The 17,086-nt window shown below is 72.1% G+C and carries 18 protein-coding genes; 11 read left to right on the top strand and 7 right to left on the bottom strand.

The genetic code is table 11. From position 1 onward, the window contains the following. Positions 1-242 precede the first annotated feature (242 nt). Positions 243-1,034 carry a VanZ family protein gene (locus tag JHE00_RS05030; protein ID WP_307831822.1) on the top strand — a complete coding sequence of 264 codons (792 nt, stop codon included), beginning with the start codon at positions 243-245 and terminating at the stop codon, positions 1,032-1,034. Here JHE00_RS05030 and JHE00_RS05025 read toward each other — a convergent pair. Next, entirely contained in the window at positions 921-1,682 is a 762-nt protein-coding gene (locus tag JHE00_RS05025) for an IclR family transcriptional regulator (RefSeq protein ID WP_200315180.1), read from the bottom strand. The genes JHE00_RS05030 and JHE00_RS05025 overlap by 114 nt on opposite strands. Before the next feature lie 130 nt (positions 1,683-1,812). Here JHE00_RS05025 and JHE00_RS05020 point away from each other — a divergent pair, with 130 nt between their 5' ends. From JHE00_RS05020 to JHE00_RS05010, 3 genes are read left to right on the top strand one after another with little or no spacing between them, the layout of a single operon-like run. Beyond that, positions 1,813-3,171: an RraA family protein gene (locus JHE00_RS05020; protein ID WP_200315178.1), complete on the top strand. Its 1,359-nt coding sequence runs from the start codon at positions 1,813-1,815 to the stop codon at positions 3,169-3,171. A gap of 51 nt (positions 3,172-3,222) precedes the next feature. Then, positions 3,223-4,566, top strand: a complete 1,344-nt coding sequence (locus JHE00_RS05015) for a TRAP transporter large permease subunit (RefSeq protein WP_200315176.1) — start codon at positions 3,223-3,225, stop codon at positions 4,564-4,566. A gap of 34 nt (positions 4,567-4,600) precedes the next feature. After that, positions 4,601-4,858 (top strand): hypothetical protein, encoded by a 258-nt coding sequence (locus JHE00_RS05010; protein ID WP_200315174.1) that lies wholly within the window; start codon positions 4,601-4,603, stop codon positions 4,856-4,858. Here the strand turns inward: JHE00_RS05010 and vanY-N are convergent. Then, positions 4,849-5,409, bottom strand: coding sequence for a D,D-peptidase/D,D-carboxypeptidase VanY-N (gene vanY-N / locus JHE00_RS05005; RefSeq protein ID WP_200315172.1), 561 nt, complete (start codon positions 5,407-5,409; stop codon positions 4,849-4,851). The two genes, JHE00_RS05010 and vanY-N, sit on opposite strands and share 10 nt — an antisense overlap. Positions 5,410-5,552: 143 nt before the next feature. Here vanY-N and JHE00_RS35780 point away from each other — a divergent pair, with 143 nt between their 5' ends. From JHE00_RS35780 to JHE00_RS04985, 4 genes are read left to right on the top strand one after another with little or no spacing between them, the layout of a single operon-like run. After that, complete coding sequence (locus JHE00_RS35780; protein WP_200315170.1) at positions 5,553-6,191, top strand: phosphatase PAP2 family protein; 639 nt, start codon at positions 5,553-5,555, stop codon at positions 6,189-6,191. A gap of 11 nt (positions 6,192-6,202) precedes the next feature. Then, the gene (locus JHE00_RS04995) at positions 6,203-6,877 is read left to right on the top strand and encodes a response regulator (RefSeq protein ID WP_200315167.1); all 675 of its coding nucleotides are present in this window, start codon (positions 6,203-6,205) and stop codon (positions 6,875-6,877) included. Then, positions 6,874-8,310, top strand: a complete 1,437-nt coding sequence (locus JHE00_RS04990) for an ATP-binding protein (protein WP_200315165.1) — start codon at positions 6,874-6,876, stop codon at positions 8,308-8,310. The genes JHE00_RS04995 and JHE00_RS04990 overlap by 4 nt, the downstream gene beginning before the upstream one ends. After that, entirely contained in the window at positions 8,307-8,768 is a 462-nt protein-coding gene (locus tag JHE00_RS04985) for a hypothetical protein (RefSeq protein ID WP_200315163.1), read from the top strand. The genes JHE00_RS04990 and JHE00_RS04985 overlap by 4 nt, the downstream gene beginning before the upstream one ends. A gap of 6 nt (positions 8,769-8,774) precedes the next feature. On the opposite strand, the gene JHE00_RS04980 is transcribed toward JHE00_RS04985, so the two are convergent. Genes JHE00_RS04980 through JHE00_RS04960 form a run of 5 tightly spaced genes read right to left on the bottom strand, consistent with a single transcriptional unit; the run spans position 8,775 to position 14,076 of the window. Further along, positions 8,775-9,569 carry an SDR family NAD(P)-dependent oxidoreductase gene (locus JHE00_RS04980; RefSeq protein WP_200315161.1) on the bottom strand — a complete coding sequence of 265 codons (795 nt, stop codon included), beginning with the start codon at positions 9,567-9,569 and terminating at the stop codon, positions 8,775-8,777. Further along, positions 9,562-10,419, bottom strand: coding sequence for a PCC domain-containing protein (locus tag JHE00_RS35775; protein WP_200315159.1), 858 nt, complete (start codon positions 10,417-10,419; stop codon positions 9,562-9,564). The genes JHE00_RS04980 and JHE00_RS35775 overlap by 8 nt, the downstream gene beginning before the upstream one ends. Positions 10,420-10,460: 41 nt before the next feature. Further along, entirely contained in the window at positions 10,461-12,029 is a 1,569-nt protein-coding gene (locus JHE00_RS04970; RefSeq protein ID WP_200315158.1) for an acyl-CoA synthetase, read from the bottom strand. Next, a complete protein-coding gene (locus tag JHE00_RS04965; RefSeq protein WP_200315157.1) occupies positions 12,026-13,198 on the bottom strand; it encodes a thiolase domain-containing protein in 1,173 nt (390 codons plus the stop codon). Before JHE00_RS04965 ends, JHE00_RS04970 begins: the two co-directional genes overlap by 4 nt. Further along, positions 13,195-14,076 (bottom strand): IclR family transcriptional regulator, encoded by an 882-nt coding sequence (locus tag JHE00_RS04960; RefSeq protein ID WP_200315156.1) that lies wholly within the window; start codon positions 14,074-14,076, stop codon positions 13,195-13,197. The genes JHE00_RS04965 and JHE00_RS04960 overlap by 4 nt, the downstream gene beginning before the upstream one ends. 142 nt (positions 14,077-14,218) lie before the next feature. Between JHE00_RS04960 and JHE00_RS04955 the strand changes: the two genes are divergently transcribed. Genes JHE00_RS04955 through JHE00_RS04945 form a run of 3 tightly spaced genes read left to right on the top strand, consistent with a single transcriptional unit; the run spans position 14,219 to position 17,075 of the window. Next, positions 14,219-15,226 (top strand): DctP family TRAP transporter solute-binding subunit, encoded by a 1,008-nt coding sequence (locus JHE00_RS04955; protein WP_200315155.1) that lies wholly within the window; start codon positions 14,219-14,221, stop codon positions 15,224-15,226. Between the two features lie 2 nt (positions 15,227-15,228). After that, complete coding sequence (locus JHE00_RS04950; protein WP_200315154.1) at positions 15,229-15,738, top strand: TRAP transporter small permease; 510 nt, start codon at positions 15,229-15,231, stop codon at positions 15,736-15,738. Continuing rightward, positions 15,735-17,075 (top strand): TRAP transporter large permease, encoded by a 1,341-nt coding sequence (locus tag JHE00_RS04945; RefSeq protein WP_200315152.1) that lies wholly within the window; start codon positions 15,735-15,737, stop codon positions 17,073-17,075. The genes JHE00_RS04950 and JHE00_RS04945 overlap by 4 nt, the downstream gene beginning before the upstream one ends. Positions 17,076-17,086 lie beyond the last annotated feature (11 nt).

Below are 17,086 nucleotides of genomic sequence, written 5' to 3'. Positions count from 1 at the left end.
CGGCTGCCGGACTCCGCCCGTGGTCATCCCGGTGCCTGATCGCAAGTGGAATCGCCAGGCCGACATGACCGCGGCGTGCCGGCGCCCGCTGCTGGACGACGGCCGCCTGGCCAGTGCTGCGCGCCCAAGAGCCGGCGGCAGGTTGCTTTCGAGCTACCCGGCGGCCACAGGGAGCAAACCAGACGGCCGTCCGGTCAGGGACGTGCTCGCGGCCGGTACCCGGCGCGGCCGCCCGGCTCCGGGTGACGGCGGCGATCTCCACCGCGATCGCCGCCACCAGCATCGCGGCGGGCACTCCGGAGCGGCGAGGCCAGGCAGTGGCGGCCGATCGCGGCCGTCACGTCGTGCCCACGATCTCTCACCCCGGGTGGCGAATCCCACCGCGCACGGGCGGCCCGGCCACCGCCGAGATGGTGCCGTCCCCGTACGATCGGCCCTCGATGATCACCAACCTCCTGGTGGAGCACGCGTCACTGGTGTTCGGCGCGGCGGTGCTGATCTCGCTCGCGTGCGCCGCCGTCGGCTACCTGCTGCTCCGGTGGCGCAGGTGGCGAACGCTGTGGCTGCTCGCGGCGCTGGCGCTGGTACCGGTCGCCGCGCTGACCCTCGTGCCCGCGACGAGCCAGCTCGACACCGTGAGGTGCACCGTGCAGTTCGCGGTGCCCACGCCGGGAAGGGTGGAGCTGGTCGCCAACGTGGCGTTGTTCGTACCTCCGGTCTACTTCGCGGCGCTCGCGCTGCGCCGCCCGCTGCCGGCGCTCGCCACCGGCGCCGTCCTGTCGGCCGGCATCGAGGCGCTGCAGGCGCTGGTGCCCGCCATCGGCCGCGCCTGCGACACCAACGACTGGGCGATGAACACGCTCGGCGCTCTCGTCGCCGCTGTCCTGGCCTTCGCCACGACCGCGCTCGCCGGCCGTGCGTCAGGTGGCGGGGACGCGGGCTCCGATGGTGTGGGCGGCCCGCCGGACGTCGGCGGGCAGCGCGGTGGTGTGGACATCTCGCATGGAGCTCGTCGATCCGCTGAGACCGAGTGAACCGAGCGCGCGCCCGGCGCCGTCGGTGATCAGCGTGGCCACCGCGGTGGTGCCGAACTGACGCTCGTCCACCGAGATCGCGAACCCGTGCTCGGTGACCTGCTTGAGGTCCGCGTGGATCGCGGCCGCGTCGAGCGCCGTGCCGTCCGCGAGCGTGACCGGGTCCAGTTCCTTGGCCACGGCCTCGAGGTCGGTGTCGCCGCCGGAGAGGAACACCTTGCCCGCGGCGCCGGGGTAGAGCGGCAGCCGTTCGCCGATCGGCAGTGAGTACTGCGGCCGCTGCCCGCCCTCGACGCGGTCGATGAGCACCCGGTTGTCCTGCACCCGCACGTAGAGCGACGCCGTGAGGCCCGAGGTCGTCGCGATCTGCTCGAGCACGGGCCTGGCCACGAGCCGCAGCGGGCTCGTCGTCGCGAAGGCGTGCGCGGTCGACAGCGCGGCCGGTCCCGCCGTGTAGCCGCCCGCGTGCCTGCTGGCGTAGCCGTGCTCGGTGAGGACGTTGACCAGGCGCTGGGTGGTGGCCACGTGCAGGCCCGCGCGCTGGGCGAGGTCGGTCAGCCGCAGCGGCTGCTGGGCGAGCTCGAGCACCTGCAGTACTTCGAACGCGCGGTGGACCGAGCGCATCGTGCTGGTGTTGGCGGCGGTCATGCCGTCGAACCTATCACTCTATGAGAAGTTGCCTCATTTTCCGCCGATTGCCTTGACCGGCGCTCGCACCGTGATTAAGACTCTCACCAAGTGAGTGGCAATATCATAGAGTGATAATCAAGGATGGTCAATGAGGATCGCAGTGCTGGGCCTTGGCGAGGCCGGAACGATCTACGCGGCGGGTTTCGCCGCGACCGGTGCCACGGTCGCGGCGTACGACCCGGCCGACTCCCCGACGCCGCAGGGCGTCACCCGGGCGGCGAGCGTGGCCGACGCGGTGCGGGGCGCGAAGCTGGTCCTCAGCCTGGTGACCGGTGCGCACGCGGTGAGCGTGGCCGCCGACGCCGCACCCCACCTGGAGTCCGACGCGTTCTACGCCGACCTCAACGCCGCCTCGCCGCAGCGCAAACAGGAGGTCGGAGAGGCGCTCGGTGACGCCGCGCCGCGCTACGCCGACGTCGCTGTGATCGGCTCGGTGCCCCAGTTCGGCCCGAGCACGGCACTGATCGTGTCCGGCCCGGTCGCCGACGACGTCGCGGAGCTGTTCCGCACGCTCGGCGGCTCCGTCGACGCGATCGGCGGGCAGCCCGGCGCCGCCTCCCGCCGCAAGATCCTGCGGACGGTGTTCATGAAGGGCCTCGGCGCGGTGATCACCGAGGCCATGGACGCCGGGAACGCCGCGGGCGAGACCGACTGGGTCCGGGCACAGATCTCCGCCGCGCTCGTCGACGGCGAGAGCGCGCTCGACCGTCTCGACCGGGGCACCCGCAAGCACGCTCTGCGCCGCGCCCACGAGTCCGAGGCGGCCGCCGACCTCGTCGCCTCACTGGGCGTCGCACCCGTCGTCACCACGGCCGTCGCCAACCGTCACCTCGCGCTGAGCCGCACAACACCGTCCACTCTGGACTCCCTGCTCGACGGCTACGCGCAGGTTCCCACCGCCGCGATCGGCGACTCCCGGGACCGGCTCGGCGTCGTCCACCCCCGGGTGCGCACGATGTGGCCGGACGCCCACCTGGCTGGCAGAGCGCTGACCGTGCTGTGCAGGCCGGGCGACAACAAGGGCATCCACCGGGCGCTGGCCTCGGCCCGTCCCGGCGACGTGCTGGTCGTCGACGGCGGCGGCGACGCCTCGCGGGCGCTGATCGGCGAGCTCATCGCCCACCGCGCGATCAACAGGGGAGTGCGCGGCATGATCATCGACGGCGCCGTCCGCGACGTCGGTGCCCTGCGCGAGGCTGGCTTCCCCGTGTGGGCGGTGGGCACCTCGCCCGCCGGGCCCTACAAGTCCGGGCCGTACCGGCTCGGCACCGACGTGTCGGTCGGAGGTGTGGTCGTGCACCCCGGCGACCTCGTGGTCGCCGACGCCGACGGCGTGATCGTGGTGCCGCTGGCCGAGGCCGAACGCACCCTCGCGCGCACCCGCGCGGTGCTCGACGACGAAGCTTCCCGATACCGGACGATCCTCGGCGAACGCGTCGCCGGCTAGTCCCCTCCCGTCCCTGTCCACCCCGCTCCAACGCCGAAGAGGGGAAACCCCATGCCCACCGGGCTCATCGCGCTCGGCGCGTTCATCGCCGTCATCATCGTCTGGAACGTCGCCTTCAAACGGAACATGGGCGAGGCCATGCTCCTCGGCCTGCTGGTCACCGCGGCCTTCGCGGGCACCAGCGCGCCGCAAGCACTGCTCACCGGCTTGCGCGACGCGCTGGACCAGGAAGTCCTGTACGCCGCGCTGGCCTTCGTGTTCATGGCCTACGTCGTCGACCGCACCGGGCTGATCCACAAGCTCCTCGCCATCCTGAACTCGCTCGTCGGGCGGGTGCGAGGCGGCCCGGCGCTGGTCGACACCGCGGGCTCTGCCGTCATGGGCTCGCTGTCCGGGTCCAACTCCGGCAACACCGCGGCCACGGGCGCCTTCACCGGGCCCTGGATGGTCCGCACTGGCTGGTCCCCGGAACGCAGCGCCACGGTCCTGGCAGGCAACGGTGGCCTCGGCGCCGCGCTGCCGCCCAGCGCGTCGATGGTCATCATGATCGGCTTCGCCGGTTCGCTCGTCACCACCGGCGAGATCTACCTCGCGCTGCTGTGCGCGGGCCTGTACCAGGTGCTGTGGCGCGCGCTGCTCGTCATCTACTTCGTCCGGCGCGACAAGATCCAGCGCGCGTCCGCCGAGGACCTGCAGCCGCTGCGCCGTGCGCTGCGGGACGGTGGCACCGCACTGATCATCGTGCTCGGCGCCATCGTTCCGATCGCGATCACCGTCGGGCCCGTCGCGGACTTCCTGACCGCGAGCAGCCCGCTCGGCGACTCGATCGGCGACATCTCGATCCTGACCTGGATCCCGATCCTGGTCACCGGGCTCGCCCTGCTCGTCGGCCGCCGCTCGCTCCCGAGCGGGGCGAGGGCCTGGGGCGACTGGCTCTCCGAGGCGATGCCGCGCTTCACGACCATCGGGGCGCTGCTGTTCTTCGCCGTCGCCGCCAGCGAGGTGCTCAGCGGGCTCGGGCTGGCCGACGACATCGACACCATCCTGGCCGGGTACCAGCTCAACAAGTACGTGATGGTGCTGCTGGTGGCCGTGCTCGTCGCGGTCGTGGCCGGGCCGCTGTCGTCGACGGCGACGCTCACCGCGGTGGGTCAGGTGTCGCTGTTCGCGCTGATCTCGGTCGGGGTCGACCCCGTGCTGGCCGTCACCGCGATCCTCGTGTTCGCCTCCACCGAGGGCGCCTCGCCGCCCTCGTCGGGTTCGATCTTCGTCGCCGCGGGTCTCACGGGAGCCAAACCGGAGAAGACGTTCGTGCCGCTGATCGTCTTCTACATGGTGCCGATCCTCGCCATCGGCTGCCTCATCGCCTGGGGCGTCCTGCCCGTCGTCTACTAGCCCGCCCGGCCGCATTCGCCAGAGAGGAACCGACATGACCACCGCACTTGCAGACCGTGCGCAGACCGTGTGCCGGGCCGCGTTCGTCGTGACCCTGCTGATCTTTCTCGCCCTCGCGACGATCCTGGTGGGAACCCAGGTCGTCGGAGTGCTGTTCCTGCAGGCGTCCTGGGTCTCGTGGGCCGCCGACGCGCTGCTCGTCCCGAGTATCACCGCCGGCGTCGTCTTCGGCCTCGTCGGTTTCGTCGGCGGCTACCTCATGCCGAAGGATCAGGACGAGGCTCAGGAGTAGACCGCCGCACGCGGACGCGCCGCCGCGCCGGGATCCGAGACCCGGCGCGGCGGCATTCCACCGGTCTCGGGCCGGTGTTCGAAGTGCCACCATTCGTTGTCGTAGGTGCGGTAGAGGTCGTGGCCTGCGCCGTGTTCCTCGAGCCACCGGGCGCCCTCGCGCGGGCGGACGTCGAGTGCGATTCCCTTGACGTGGCGCGATTGCTCGGGCGGCAGCACCAGCAGCCTCGCCGCGGCCTCCGATCCGGACCGGCGCACCTCCTCGTCGAAGAGCCGTTGCTGCGTCGCGGGATCGCGGTGTCCCGACGTGAGCCCGACGAGCTGGCCATGCCGCCAGAACGCCTCGGTGCGGGCGGCGGTGAACGCGGCGCGCGCGCCCTCGGTCAGCCCGGAGAGGTCCTCGGTGGGAAACCGCAGGCCCAGTGCCCACCCGCAGGCCAGCTCGCGGGCCCGGTGAGGCCGCCAGAGCAGCGCTGGCAGCAGAAAGAGGATGCCGAGCAGCACCGTGACGGCGGCGAGGAGCCGGTCGCGGGCGGTCCGTGGTTCGTCCATGCACACCACGGTCGACGTCGAATGTGCGCGCTGTTCGCCACGCGTGTCACAGTTCGTCGACAGCCCCGCGGTCGGGCGATTCTGTGACACAACCATGACATGACGAGCACGGTGCGGGGACATCGCGAGCCGAGACTGAACCGGTGGTAGCGGATGTACGGGCTCCGGAGCGGGCCGGGAGAGACAACAGGATCGCCCTGCTGCTGGCGGCCGCGGCGTGTCTGCTCGGCCTGCTGCTGACGGGGGCGGTGTTCCTGGGCACGCCCGGTGGCCAGGACCTGGACCAGAGCCTGCTGCACGGCCCCGGCCGCGACGCGGAGCTCGTCGAGTCGGCGACGGCGCTGCTGGCGGTGGCGGGTGATCCGCTGGTGCTGGCCGCCGTGCTCGCCGGGGTGCTCCTGGCCGGCGCGCTGGGCGGGCGCATCCGCGGCGCGGTCGCGGGCGTGGTGCTGTTCGCGTGCTCGATCGCGGGCGCGCGAGTGCTGAAGAACCTCGTGCAGCGGCCCGATCTCGGCATCGCCGGGTCGAGCACGCACAACAGCTTTCCCAGCGGGCACGTCGCCGCGGCGACGGCGGTCGTGCTGGCCGTCCTGCTCGTGCTGCCCCCGCGCGCCCGCTGGTGGGCCGCGGTGCCGGGGCTGGTGGCGGTGGCCGCGGTCGGCGGCGCCACGATGATCGCGAGCTGGCACCGCCTCAGCGACGTACTCGGCGCGGTGCTGCTCGCCGGAGCGCTGGGCTGCCTGGCGTTCTGGTCGACGGGCGGCGCGCGGAGCCGCCTGTGATACTCGGCGGCGTGTCACGGGTGTTGCTGATCGAGGACGACGCGGCCGTGCGGCAGGGGCTCGAGCTGGCCCTGAGCAGGCAGGGCTACCGGGTCGACGCGGCGGAGTCGGGGGAGAGCGGTCTGGACCGGCTGCGCACCGAGCCGCCCGACGTCGTCGTGCTGGACCTCATGCTGCCCGGCATCGACGGCTTCGAGGTCTGCCGCCGCATCCAGGCCGCCGGCGAGGTGCCGATCATCATGCTCACCGCCCGCGGTGACGACATGGACGTGGTGGCCGGGCTGGAGGCGGGCGCCGACGACTACGTGATCAAGCCGGTGCAGGCCAGAGTCCTGGAGGCGCGCATCCGTGCGGTGCTGCGGCGCACGAGCCGCGAGCAGGCGGCGCCGGACCGCTACGGGGACCTCTCGATCGACCGGTCGGGCCTGGTGGTGAGCAGGAAGGGCGACCGGGTCGGGCTGACCCCCACCGAGCTGCGGCTGCTGCTGGAGCTGTCGGCGACGCCCGGCCGCGTGCACAGCCGTCAGCAGCTGCTGGAATCGGTGTGGGACCAGGGATATCTCGGTGACTCTCGGCTCGTCGACGCGTGCGTGCAACGGCTGCGCGCGAAGATCGAGGACGACTCGGCGGCGCCGGTGTACGTGCAGACGGTGCGCGGATTCGGGTACCGCTTCGGGCCGTTGTGAGGCGCGCCTGGGGCCTGCGGACCCGGTTGCTGCTCGCGTTCGCGCTGCTGAGCGTGCTCACCGCCGTGGCGGTGGCCGGAGCGAGCTACGTGCAGTCGCGCAACCTGGTCCTGCAGCAGGCGCAGGACGCCGCCGTCGAGGGCATGACGACGCGGCTGGAGGCCCTGTACCCGTTGCCGGACACCGAACCGGACGAGGCGGGGCTCACCGAGATCGCCTCCGCCGTGTCCGACCGCGAGACCTCGTCGGTCGCGATCAGGGGCGAGCTGCAATCTCCCGGGCTGAACCCCGCCGACATCCCGGGGGAGCTGCGGCGGGCCGTGACAGGCGGCCAGATCGCGTGGCAGCGCGTGGTGCGGGACGGCCACCCGGTCCTCGTCATCGGGACGCCGTTGCTCGTCGTGGGAACGGACGGCAACGTCATGCCGACCGGTATCGAGGTCTACACCGTGCGCAGCCTGCTCGGCGAGCAGCTCAGCATCGAGGAGCTGGCCCGCAACGCGTGGCTCATCGGTGGCGCCGCGCTCGTGGTGGCGATCGGGCTGGCGCTGCTGGCGGCGCGCGGAGTGCTGCGGCCGGTCCGGGAGCTCGGCGACGCCGCCCGGAGGCTGGGGGAGGGCGACCTCGCGACCCGGATCTCGGTCCGTGGCTCCGACGAACTCGCCGAGGTGGCGCACACCTTCAACCACACGGCGGCCGAACTGGAACAGCATGTCGACCGGCTGCAGGCGATGGAGGCGGACGCGCGGCGCTTCGTGGCCGACGTCTCGCACGAGCTGCGCACCCCGCTGGCCGCGGTGGCCGCGGTGGCGGACATCCTCGACGAGGACGCCGACACGTTGCCCGACGAGCTCGGCAGGGCGGCCCGGCTGGTCAGCCAGGAGGCCCACAACCTCACCCGGCTGGTCAACGATCTGATGGAGATCAGCAGGTTCGACTCCGGCGCCGCGGCGCTCGAACTGGACGAGGTGGACGTGGCCGCGCTGGTGCGGGCGAGCCTGCGATCGCGGGGCTTCGCCGAGCGGGTCGAGACCGACCTGCCCGAGGTGAGCGCCGTGGTGGACCCCCGCCGGATCGACGTCGTCGTGGCCAACCTGGTCGGCAACGCGCTGCGTCACGGCGCGCCGCCGGTCTCGGTGCGGCTGGCCGCCGACCCGGAGTGGGTCACGATCGAGGTGCGCGACCACGGTCCCGGGCTCGACGCCGCGGTGCTGCCGCACGTGTTCGACCGCTTCTACAAGGCCGACGCGGCGAGGACGCGCTCCGAGGGCAGCGGGCTCGGGCTGGCGATCGCGCGCGAGAACGCCGTGCTGCACCACGACGGCGCTCGCCGGGGTGAGCTCAGCGCGGCCTCCTCCGCCGACGGCGGGGCCGTGTTCACGCTGCGCCTGCCACGCCGGGCGCACGACCCGGAGCAGGAGGCGCGGTCATGAGGTGCACCAGGATCCTGGCGTCGCTGGGCGCCGCCGTGCTGGTGGCGCTCGCCGGCTGCGGGGTGCAGCCGAGCGGCGTCATCTACGGCATCTCCCCACCCAGCGGCGCGGCGGAGGGGAGAATGCCGATCGAGGTGTACTTCCTGTTGCGGGGCGAGCTGTTTCCCATCGCGCGCGACGACACTCCGCGCTTTCCGGCCGACTCGCTCGCGCAGCTGGCCGCCGGCCCCACCGCGGCCGAACGCGCGCGGGGACTGCGCAACGAGGTGCCCGCGGAGGCCGCGCCGTTCACGGTGACCACGGACGACGCGGGCCGCGCGGTGGTGACCGTGTCGGTGCCGCCGTCGCAACTGTCCACTGTGGCGGCCGAGCAGATCGCGTGCACGGCGACGGGCGGCAGCGGCGCGGTGCTGCTGCTCGGCGAGGGACCGAGCAGGCAGGCCACGTGCACGGCCTGAGCCGCGTCAGCTCGCGCTCATCACCAGGCCACCGTCGACGGGCAGGCACACCGCGTTGACGTAGGCGGCCTCGGGCGAGACCAGGAACAGGCAGGCGTTGGCGACGTCCCACGGCGTTCCCATGCGCCCGGTGGGGCTGGCCGCGTTCCGCGTGGCGAGCAGGTCGTCGATCGAGTCCGCCTGCGAGGCCAGTTGCCTGCGCACCAGCGGGGTGTCGATGTAGCCGGGAGCCACCGAGTTGGCGCGGATCCCCTGTGCGGCATGGGTCAGCGCGAGCGAGACGGTCACCTGGTTCACCGCGGCCTTGGCCGCCATGTAGGCCGGGTAGGCGTAGCCGATGTGGCGCAGCGCCGCGGCCGACGACACGTTCACGATCGCGCCGCGGCCGCGCTCGATCATCGCGGGCAGCACGTGTTTGCACGTCAGGAACACGCTGTCGACGTTGATCGCGAACGCCCGCCGCCACTGGTCGTAGTCGAGGTCGACGGGGCCGCCGAGCACGGTCGCGCCGACGTTGTTGTGCAGGATGTCCGCGGGCCCCAGCTCCTCGGCCGCCCGCCGGACCGCCCCGGCCACGGAGTCGCCGTCGGTCACGTCGGCCGTGAGCGCCACCGCGGTACCGCCCTCGGCGTGGACGGCGCCGGTCGTGTGCCGCGCCGCCGCCGGGTTGAGGTCCACCACGGCGACCGCGGCGCCCTCGCGCGCGTAGGTCATCGCCGCGGCCTGGCCGTTGCTGACGCCGCCCTCGCCACCACCGCCGCCGAACACGATCGCGACCTGCCCGGCCAGTCGCTCACCCATGCGCCGCCTCCTCGACGTAGAGCTCGAACGTCACAGCCACGGGGTTCTGCCCCGGCAGCACGACGCCGGAGTGCACGCGCCCGTTGAGGTCGACCAGCGAGCCGGTCAGCAGCACCTCCGGCGGCCCGCCGTCCGTGCCGGTGACCGTGCCGCTGAGCGTGGTGAACTCCGTGGCGGGCCAGTCGGCCTCCACGATCCGGCCCGCGCCGGAGCGCAGGCGCGCTCCCACCACACTGCCGAGGCTGGCCCGCACGATCGCCGAGCCGAACCCGGCGCGGGCGACGACCTCGGCCACCGCGTCGTGCAGGTCGACGCCGGGCCGCACGCGCGACATGACCGCCCGCGCGTCGCCGGTGTCGTCGTCGCGGCCGGAGGCGACCGGGTGGGGCGTGAACGCCGGCATCGACGTCTCGGCGTCGGCCTCGCTGAGCAGCGCGACGTCGTGCTGCGCGCGCAGCGTCACCTGGATCGGTACGGCGCCGACCGTGGTCTCCGGCAGCAGGTGCCCGCCACGCAGCCGGCCCTCGCCGTCGAGCCAGGTGGCGTGCAGGTGCGTGAACGCCGCGCCGTCGCGGGTGCCGACCGTGGCCGTACCGCTGGCCACGAAGCCGGGTGCGGCGGGCTCGACGGTCGCGCTGAACGTCGCGGGCCGCTCGCCGTCGGTGCCGATCGCCGGGTGGACGTAGCGCAGCGTGCCGAAGCATCCGTGGGCCAGCTCGGCGCTCGCGCCCTGACACCCCGCGGCCTGGGCGAGCGCCCAGAGTCCCTGCGACACCACGGTTCCCGGTGCCAGTTCGGCCCGCACCACGGACACGCTCGTCGGCACCGACACGATGCGTTCGGCGGCCACCGGTCCGGGATGGACCAGGGGGACACCGGCCCGCCGCGCGGTCACGACGCCGCCCGGTCGTGCTCGAGGCGCTCGCGGATCGTGCGCTTGACGACCTTGCCGTAGCCGGACTTCGGGATGTCGTCCCACCACACGAACCGCTTCGGGATCTTGTACCGGGCCAGCGTCTCCGACAGCCACGACCGCAGGTCCTCGTCGTCGGCGGGGCCGCCGTCGGCCACGCACACGGCGACGCCGATCTCGCCCCACTTCGGGTCCGGCACACCGACCACGGCCACCTCGGCGACCGACGGATGGCGCAGCAGGCGTTCCTCGATCTCCCTCGGGTACACATTGGACCCGCCGGAGATGAACATGTCGGAGGCGCGGCCGGTCACGTAGACGTAGCCTTCGCCGTCGACCATGCCGAGATCGCCGGTGCGGAACCAGCCGTCCCGAAACGATGCGGCGTTGGCCTCGTCGTTGTTGAGGTACCCGGCGAACACCGCCGGTCCCGCCACGCAGATCTCGCCCTGCTCGCCGGCAGGGAGCTCGGCGCCCTCGGAGTCCTGGATGCTCACCTGCATGCCGGTCCTCGGATACCCGCACGTGCCGAACTCGACGCCGTCAGGGGAGGGGCGGCCGTGCTGGGCCGGGGGCAGCACCGTGATGTTGCCGGTGACCTCGCCGAGCCCGTAGTACTGCACGAGCACGTCCCCGAGCACCTCGCGGGCGCGTTCCTGGTCGGTCCGGTACATCGGTGCGCCCGCGTAGATCACGTACCGCAGCGACGAGAGGTCGCGGCCCGCCGCCTCGGGCGACTGCGTCAGCGCCGTGAGGATCGTCGGCACGGTGAACGCATTGGTCACCCGCTCGGCCTCGACCAGCCGCCAGATCTCGGCCGGGTCCAGGCTCGCCGAGGTGGGCAGCACGGTCTTCGCGCCGCGCGCGACCTGTGGCAGCAGGTGCACGCCCGCGCCGTGCGAGAGCGGTGCCACCACGATCTGGGCGTCGGACTCGCCGAGGCCCGGCATCAGGTCGCACAGGTGGTTGTTGACCACGAAGCCCATCTGGTCGTGCGTCAGCACCACGGCCTTCGGCCTGCCGCTGGTACCGGAGGTGAAGAAGTACCAGGCGTGGTCGCCGTCGCGCACCGCCTCGTCGGCCTGCGGACCGGCGGGCGGCAGCGACGCCAGCGCGTCGCCGGCACCCGGCTCGGCGCCGAGCCACAGCGTGCCGCCACGCAGTTCGGCCACGTCGGCGACGGCCGCCGCGTGCCCCGCGTAGTCCACGTGGCACACCAGTGCCGTCGGCCGGGTGAGCTCGGCCAGCCCGGCCACCTCGGCCGGCGTGAGCCGGTAGTTGGCCGGGGCGAACACCGCACCGGCCCGCCACACGCCGAACATCGTCGTGACCAGCTCGACGTGGTTGGGGGAGTGCACGAGCACCGCGTCGCCGCGCCCGACGCCCCGGCGGCGCAGCTCCGCCGCCACGGCGTCGACACGGTCGTTCAACTCGGCCCAGGTGAGCCGTGCCGGGCCGTGCACCAGCGCGTCGTGGCCGGGCAGTCTGCGGGCCGTGGCGGTGAGCAGGTGCGCCAGGTTGACCGCACGCCGGTTGGGTGCGTTCACCGGAGCCGCTCCAGCACGGAGAAGTAGTTGGCCACGGCGACGCCGCCCATGTTGAACACGCCCGCGAGCTGCGCGCCCTCGACCTGCATGCCGCCCGCCTCACCGGTCAGTTGCAGCGACGCCATGATGTGCTGGGAGATGCCCGTCGCGCCGATCGGGTGCCCCTTGGCCTTGAGCCCGCCCGAGGGGTTCACCGGCAGCGTGCCGGTCCGCTCGGTCAGCCCCGCGTCGAGGGCGGTGGCGCCCTTGCCCGGTTCGGTGAGGCCGAACGCCTCGTACTGCAGCAGCTCGGCGATGGTGAAGCAGTCGTGGGTCTCCATCAGGTCCAGATCGGACAGTCCCGATCCCGCCGCCGCCATGGCGCGCGCGAACGCGTCCCTGGCCCCGGCGAACTCGAGCACGTCGTCCCTGCGGCTCAGCGGCAGGTGGTCGTTGGCCTGCGCGCGAGCGCGCCACGTGATGGCGCGCTGTGCGGAGGCCGCGACGTCCGGCGCGGCCACGACCACCGCGGCGGCGCCGTCGGACACCAGCGAGCAGTCGGTACGGCGCAACGGGTCCGCGACGAGCGGGTTGCGGTCGGACACCTCGTTGCAGAAGTCGAAGCCGACGTCCTTACGCAGGTGTGCGTGCGGGTTGTCGACGCCGTTGCGGTGGTTCTTCGCCGCGATGCGGGCCAGCGTCTCGCGGTGGTCGCCGTAGCGCTCGAAGTAGCTCCGCGCGATGTCGGCGAACACCCCGGCGAAGCTGCCCGCCTGCTCCTCCTCCCGGCGGTAGGAGGCGGTGAGCAGCGCGTCGTTGAGCACCTCCGGCCGCGCGGTGGTCATCTTCTCCGCCCCCGCGACGAGCGCGATCCTGCCGCGCCCCGACTGCACGAAGTCCAGCGCCGCGTACAGCGCGGCCGAGCCCGTGGCACACGCGTTCTCGGCGTGCAGGGCGGGAACCCGTGCCAGCTCGGGACGGCCCGAACCCACCAGCCCGGCCTCGAAACCCTGGCGGGACAAACCGCCGTTGAAGACGCCGACGAACACGCCGTCGAGCTCGCCCGCGCCGACCCCGGCGTGGTCGAGCGCCGAGCCGGTGACGGACGCGAGCAGAGCCTCCACGTCGGGTTCGGCCGCCTTGCCGAACGCGGAGTGCGCCCATCCGATGATGCTGGGCGAGGTGGTCATGGCTGGGTCCTCCGGGTGAGTGCGGTGTGCATGGTCTCGGCTTCGCGCTGCAGGACCTCGACGAGTTCCTCCCGGCGCTGTCTGCCCAGGCGTTCTGCGATGGTCGCGACACTGAGCGCGGCCACGGGTCGGTCGTCGGCGTCGCGGACCACGACGCCCACGGCCCACGAGCCCGCGATGAACAGGCCGTCGTTGAGCGCGTAGCCCGCCTTGCGCGAGCGCCGCACCAGACGGTGCAGCGTCTCGTCGTCGAAGCGCGGGTACTGCGCGCGGGCGGCCGCCGTGGCGGAGAGCACCGCGGCGACCTCGTCGTCGGGTAGCGCGCTCAGCAGCGCCAGGCTGCCCGCACCCACGCCGAGCGGGTGACGGTCGCCCACGGCGAGCGCGTAGTTGCGAATCGGGCCCGGTCCCTCCTGCCTGCGCGCGCACACCGCGTAGCTGCCGTGCCGCACGGTGAGGAACGCGGTGTCCGAGGACACATCGGACAGTCGGATGAGGCTGTCGGTGCTGACCGCGCCGAGCCGGTCGGCGCCCTGGCTCGCGAGCTCACCGAGCACGGCCGCCTGCAGGCCGAGGCGGTAGCGCGAGGTCTCGGGATCCTGTTCGACGTAGCCGGCCTGCACGAGTGCCAGCAGCACCCGCCGCACGCTCGCCTTCGGTCGCTCGCTGACCCGGGTCAGCTCGGACAGCGACACCCCGCCCGGCCGGTCCCGCGCCAGCACGGCCACGAGGTTCAGCAGCACGAGCGCCCGCTGGATGCTCTGCGCGCCCGCCGGCTCGGCGCCCGTCTCCGTGGCGTGCGCGATGGTCCATGATGCGGACCGTCGAGCGAGGTTGCCGCGTTCTCGCAACGGTCGCGGCTCGGCATCGGCGCTCATGAGAACCATGATGAGCAGAGAACCGACGACCTCGCAACGGTCCATAATGTGGACCAGAGATCGCGAAGCGGCATTGACTTCGGTGACCGGCTCCTCCCACCATCAGTGGGCCTCCCATCGGAGCGGACGAGGAGAACGGACAATGATGTCGAAGCGCCGGCTGCGCGGCGTCGCCGTGCTGGCCTGCCTGGCACTGAGCGGATGTGGGCCGGTGGCCGCGGTGCCCGGCGATGAGGTCCACACCTGGAACATGACGGTCACGACCGGTGAGTCGTCCACGTGGTACCAGGCTTCCCAGCGGTTCGCCGACGCGCTCGAACGCGAGTCGGACGGCCGGATGCAACTGAAGGTGTTCACCAGCGAGCAGCTCTCGGCGGGCGACCCGGCCGCGGGTGTCGAGCAGCTGATGAGCGGGAGCAAGGACTTCTCCTACAACTCCACGATCATCTACGCGGGCATCGACCCCCGGTTCGGTGCCATCAACGCCCCGTTCCTGTACCAGGACTACGAGGACGCCGACCGCGCCATCGAGAGCGGTGCGCGCGAGGCCTACGAGGATCTGTGCGCGGAGTACGGCGTGAAGATGCTCGGCTTCGGCGAGAGCGGGTTCCGCCAGGTCTCCAACAACGTCCGACCCGTCCGCACGCCGGACGACCTCGACGGCATCAAGATCAGGATCCCCGGCATCGGGCTGTTCACCGACATCTACCGCGGGATGGGCGCCAACCCGACCACGATGAACTTCTCGGAGGTCTTCACCTCGCTGCAGCAGGGGACCATCGAGGGCCAGGAGAACCCGATGGACGTGATCGCGTCGTCCGGCCTGGCCGAGGTGCAGGAGTACCTCACGGTCTGGAACTACGTCTACGACCCGCTGGTGCTCGGCATGAACCAGGAGCTGTTCGACTCGCTCGGTGAGGCCGACCAGCGGATCGTGCTCGACGCCGCCGAGGAGGCCAACGACTTCCAGGTCCAGGCAAGCCGCGACCTCGAACAGACCGAGATCGACCGGCACGCCGGGCTCATGGACGTCACCCGGCTCACCGACGAGCAGGTGAACGCCTTCCGGACGGCGATGCAGCCGCTCTACGACGAGTACGAGCCGGTCTGGGGCGAGACCCTGACCTCGGCCGTGAACCCGGGGAGCTGAGCGTGTTCGACCGTCGCCTCGCCACCGTCGAGAACCTGCTGGCCGCGATTCCGTTCGCCGCCGTGGCCCTCGTGGCCTTCGTCAACGTCCTGTCCCGCTACTTCCTCAACGCCTCGCTCGCCTTCACCTCCGAGCTCACCGTGAACCTCGCGGTGTGGATGCTCATGATGGGCGCGGTGATCGGGCTGCGAGAGGGCGCGCACCTGGGCTTCAGCGCCTTGCACGAACGCGCCCGCGGCGCCGTGCGCGCCACCATGACCGTGCTCATCACGCTGTCGATCCTCGTGTTCCTCGCCGTGCTGCTGGTCTTCGGGCTCGAACTGGCCCTGCAGCAGGCGGAGCGAGGCAGGGCGACACCGTCCATCGGCGTGCCGCAGTGGCTGTTCACGATCGCGCTGCCGGTCGGGGCGCTGCTCGGCGCCTACCGCACGATCCAGGCTGGCAGGGCCGGGTTCCGCACGACGACCGCCGACGCCGCGATCAGCGACGACAACGAGGAGGACGGCCGGTGATCGGGGTAGTTCTCTTCGGAGCGTTTCTCGTCCTGCTGATGCTGGGCGTGCCGGTGGCGTTCGCGCTCGGCGTGTCCGCGGTGTGCTCGTTGGTGGTGATGGGCGGGCTCGGTGAGCTGTCGCTGGTGCCGAGCGTGTTCGTCTCGTCGGTGTCGTCGGAGACCCTGCTGGCGATCCCGTTCTTCATCCTCGCGGGCGTGATCATGGAGTACGCGGGCATCTCCCGCAGGCTCGTCGACTTCGCCCACGCGTGTGTGGGGCAGCGCAAGCACGGCCTGGCGATCGTGGTGATCGTGGCGGCGTTCTTCTTCTCCGCGATCTCCGGCTCCGGGCCCGCGACGGTCGCCGCGATCGGCTCCATCCTGATCCCGGCGCTGATCCGCCAGGGCTACTCCGCGCGGCACGCGTCGTCGCTCATGGCCACCGCGGGCTCGATGGGCATCATCGTGCCGCCGAGCATCGCGTTCATCATCTTCGCCGTGGTCGTCAGCGACTTCTCGGGCGTCTCGATCGTCCGGTTGTTCGTGGCGGGCGTCGTGCCGGGCATCATGCTGGCCGTCGCACTGGTGATCGCGTGCCTGTTCCTGCCGAGGAAGGCGCCCGCCATGGCCACCTCGGGCGGTCCCGGCGCCGCGCAGGCGCCCGCGGTCACCGGCGGAGATGGACCCCAGAAGGAAAGCTTCGTCCGCGCGGTCGGCAAGGCGCTTCCCGGGCTGCTGCTGCCGGTGATCATCCTCGGCGGAATCTACGGCGGGATCGTCACGCCCACCGAGTCGGCGGTGGTCGCCGCCACGTACGCGCTGCTCGTCGGGATGCTGTTCTACCGCGAGATCAAGCCCGCGCAGCTGTACCGGATCTTCACGACGGCGGCGGCGCAGTCGGCCGTGGTGATGCTCATCGTCGGTGCGGCCTCGGTGTTCGCCTACGTGGTGACCGTCAACGACATCGCGGCGGGCGTGTCCGACGCACTGCTCGGGCTGACCGACAACAAGTACCTCATCATCCTGCTGGCGGTCATCCTGCTGCTCGTGGTGGGCGCGTTCATCGACGCGGTGTCGGCGCTGTACCTGTTCATCCCGATCATCGCGCCGGTCCTGCTCGAGGTCGGCGTCGACGTGACCACCATCGGCGTGCTGATGGTCGTGAACCTGGCGCTGGGACTGGTGACACCGCCCGTGGGCGTGAACCTGTTCGTGGCCGCCGGGATCGCGCGCATCTCGCTCGTCGAGGTGGTCAAGGGCATCCGGCCGTTCTTCGTCGCGGGGCTCGTGGTGGTGCTGCTCGTGTCCTACGTGCCCGCACTGTCCAACTGGCTGCCCGATCTGCTCGGTTTCTAGCGTGTTCCATT

Origin of the sequence: Prauserella cavernicola, from assembly GCF_016595675.1 — a bacterium.
Taxonomy (GTDB): Bacteria; Actinomycetota; Actinomycetes; order Mycobacteriales; family Pseudonocardiaceae; genus Prauserella_A; species Prauserella_A cavernicola.
The sequence above is the reverse complement of the archived record's forward strand: the minus strand, read 5'-3'. Positions and strand labels throughout refer to the sequence as shown.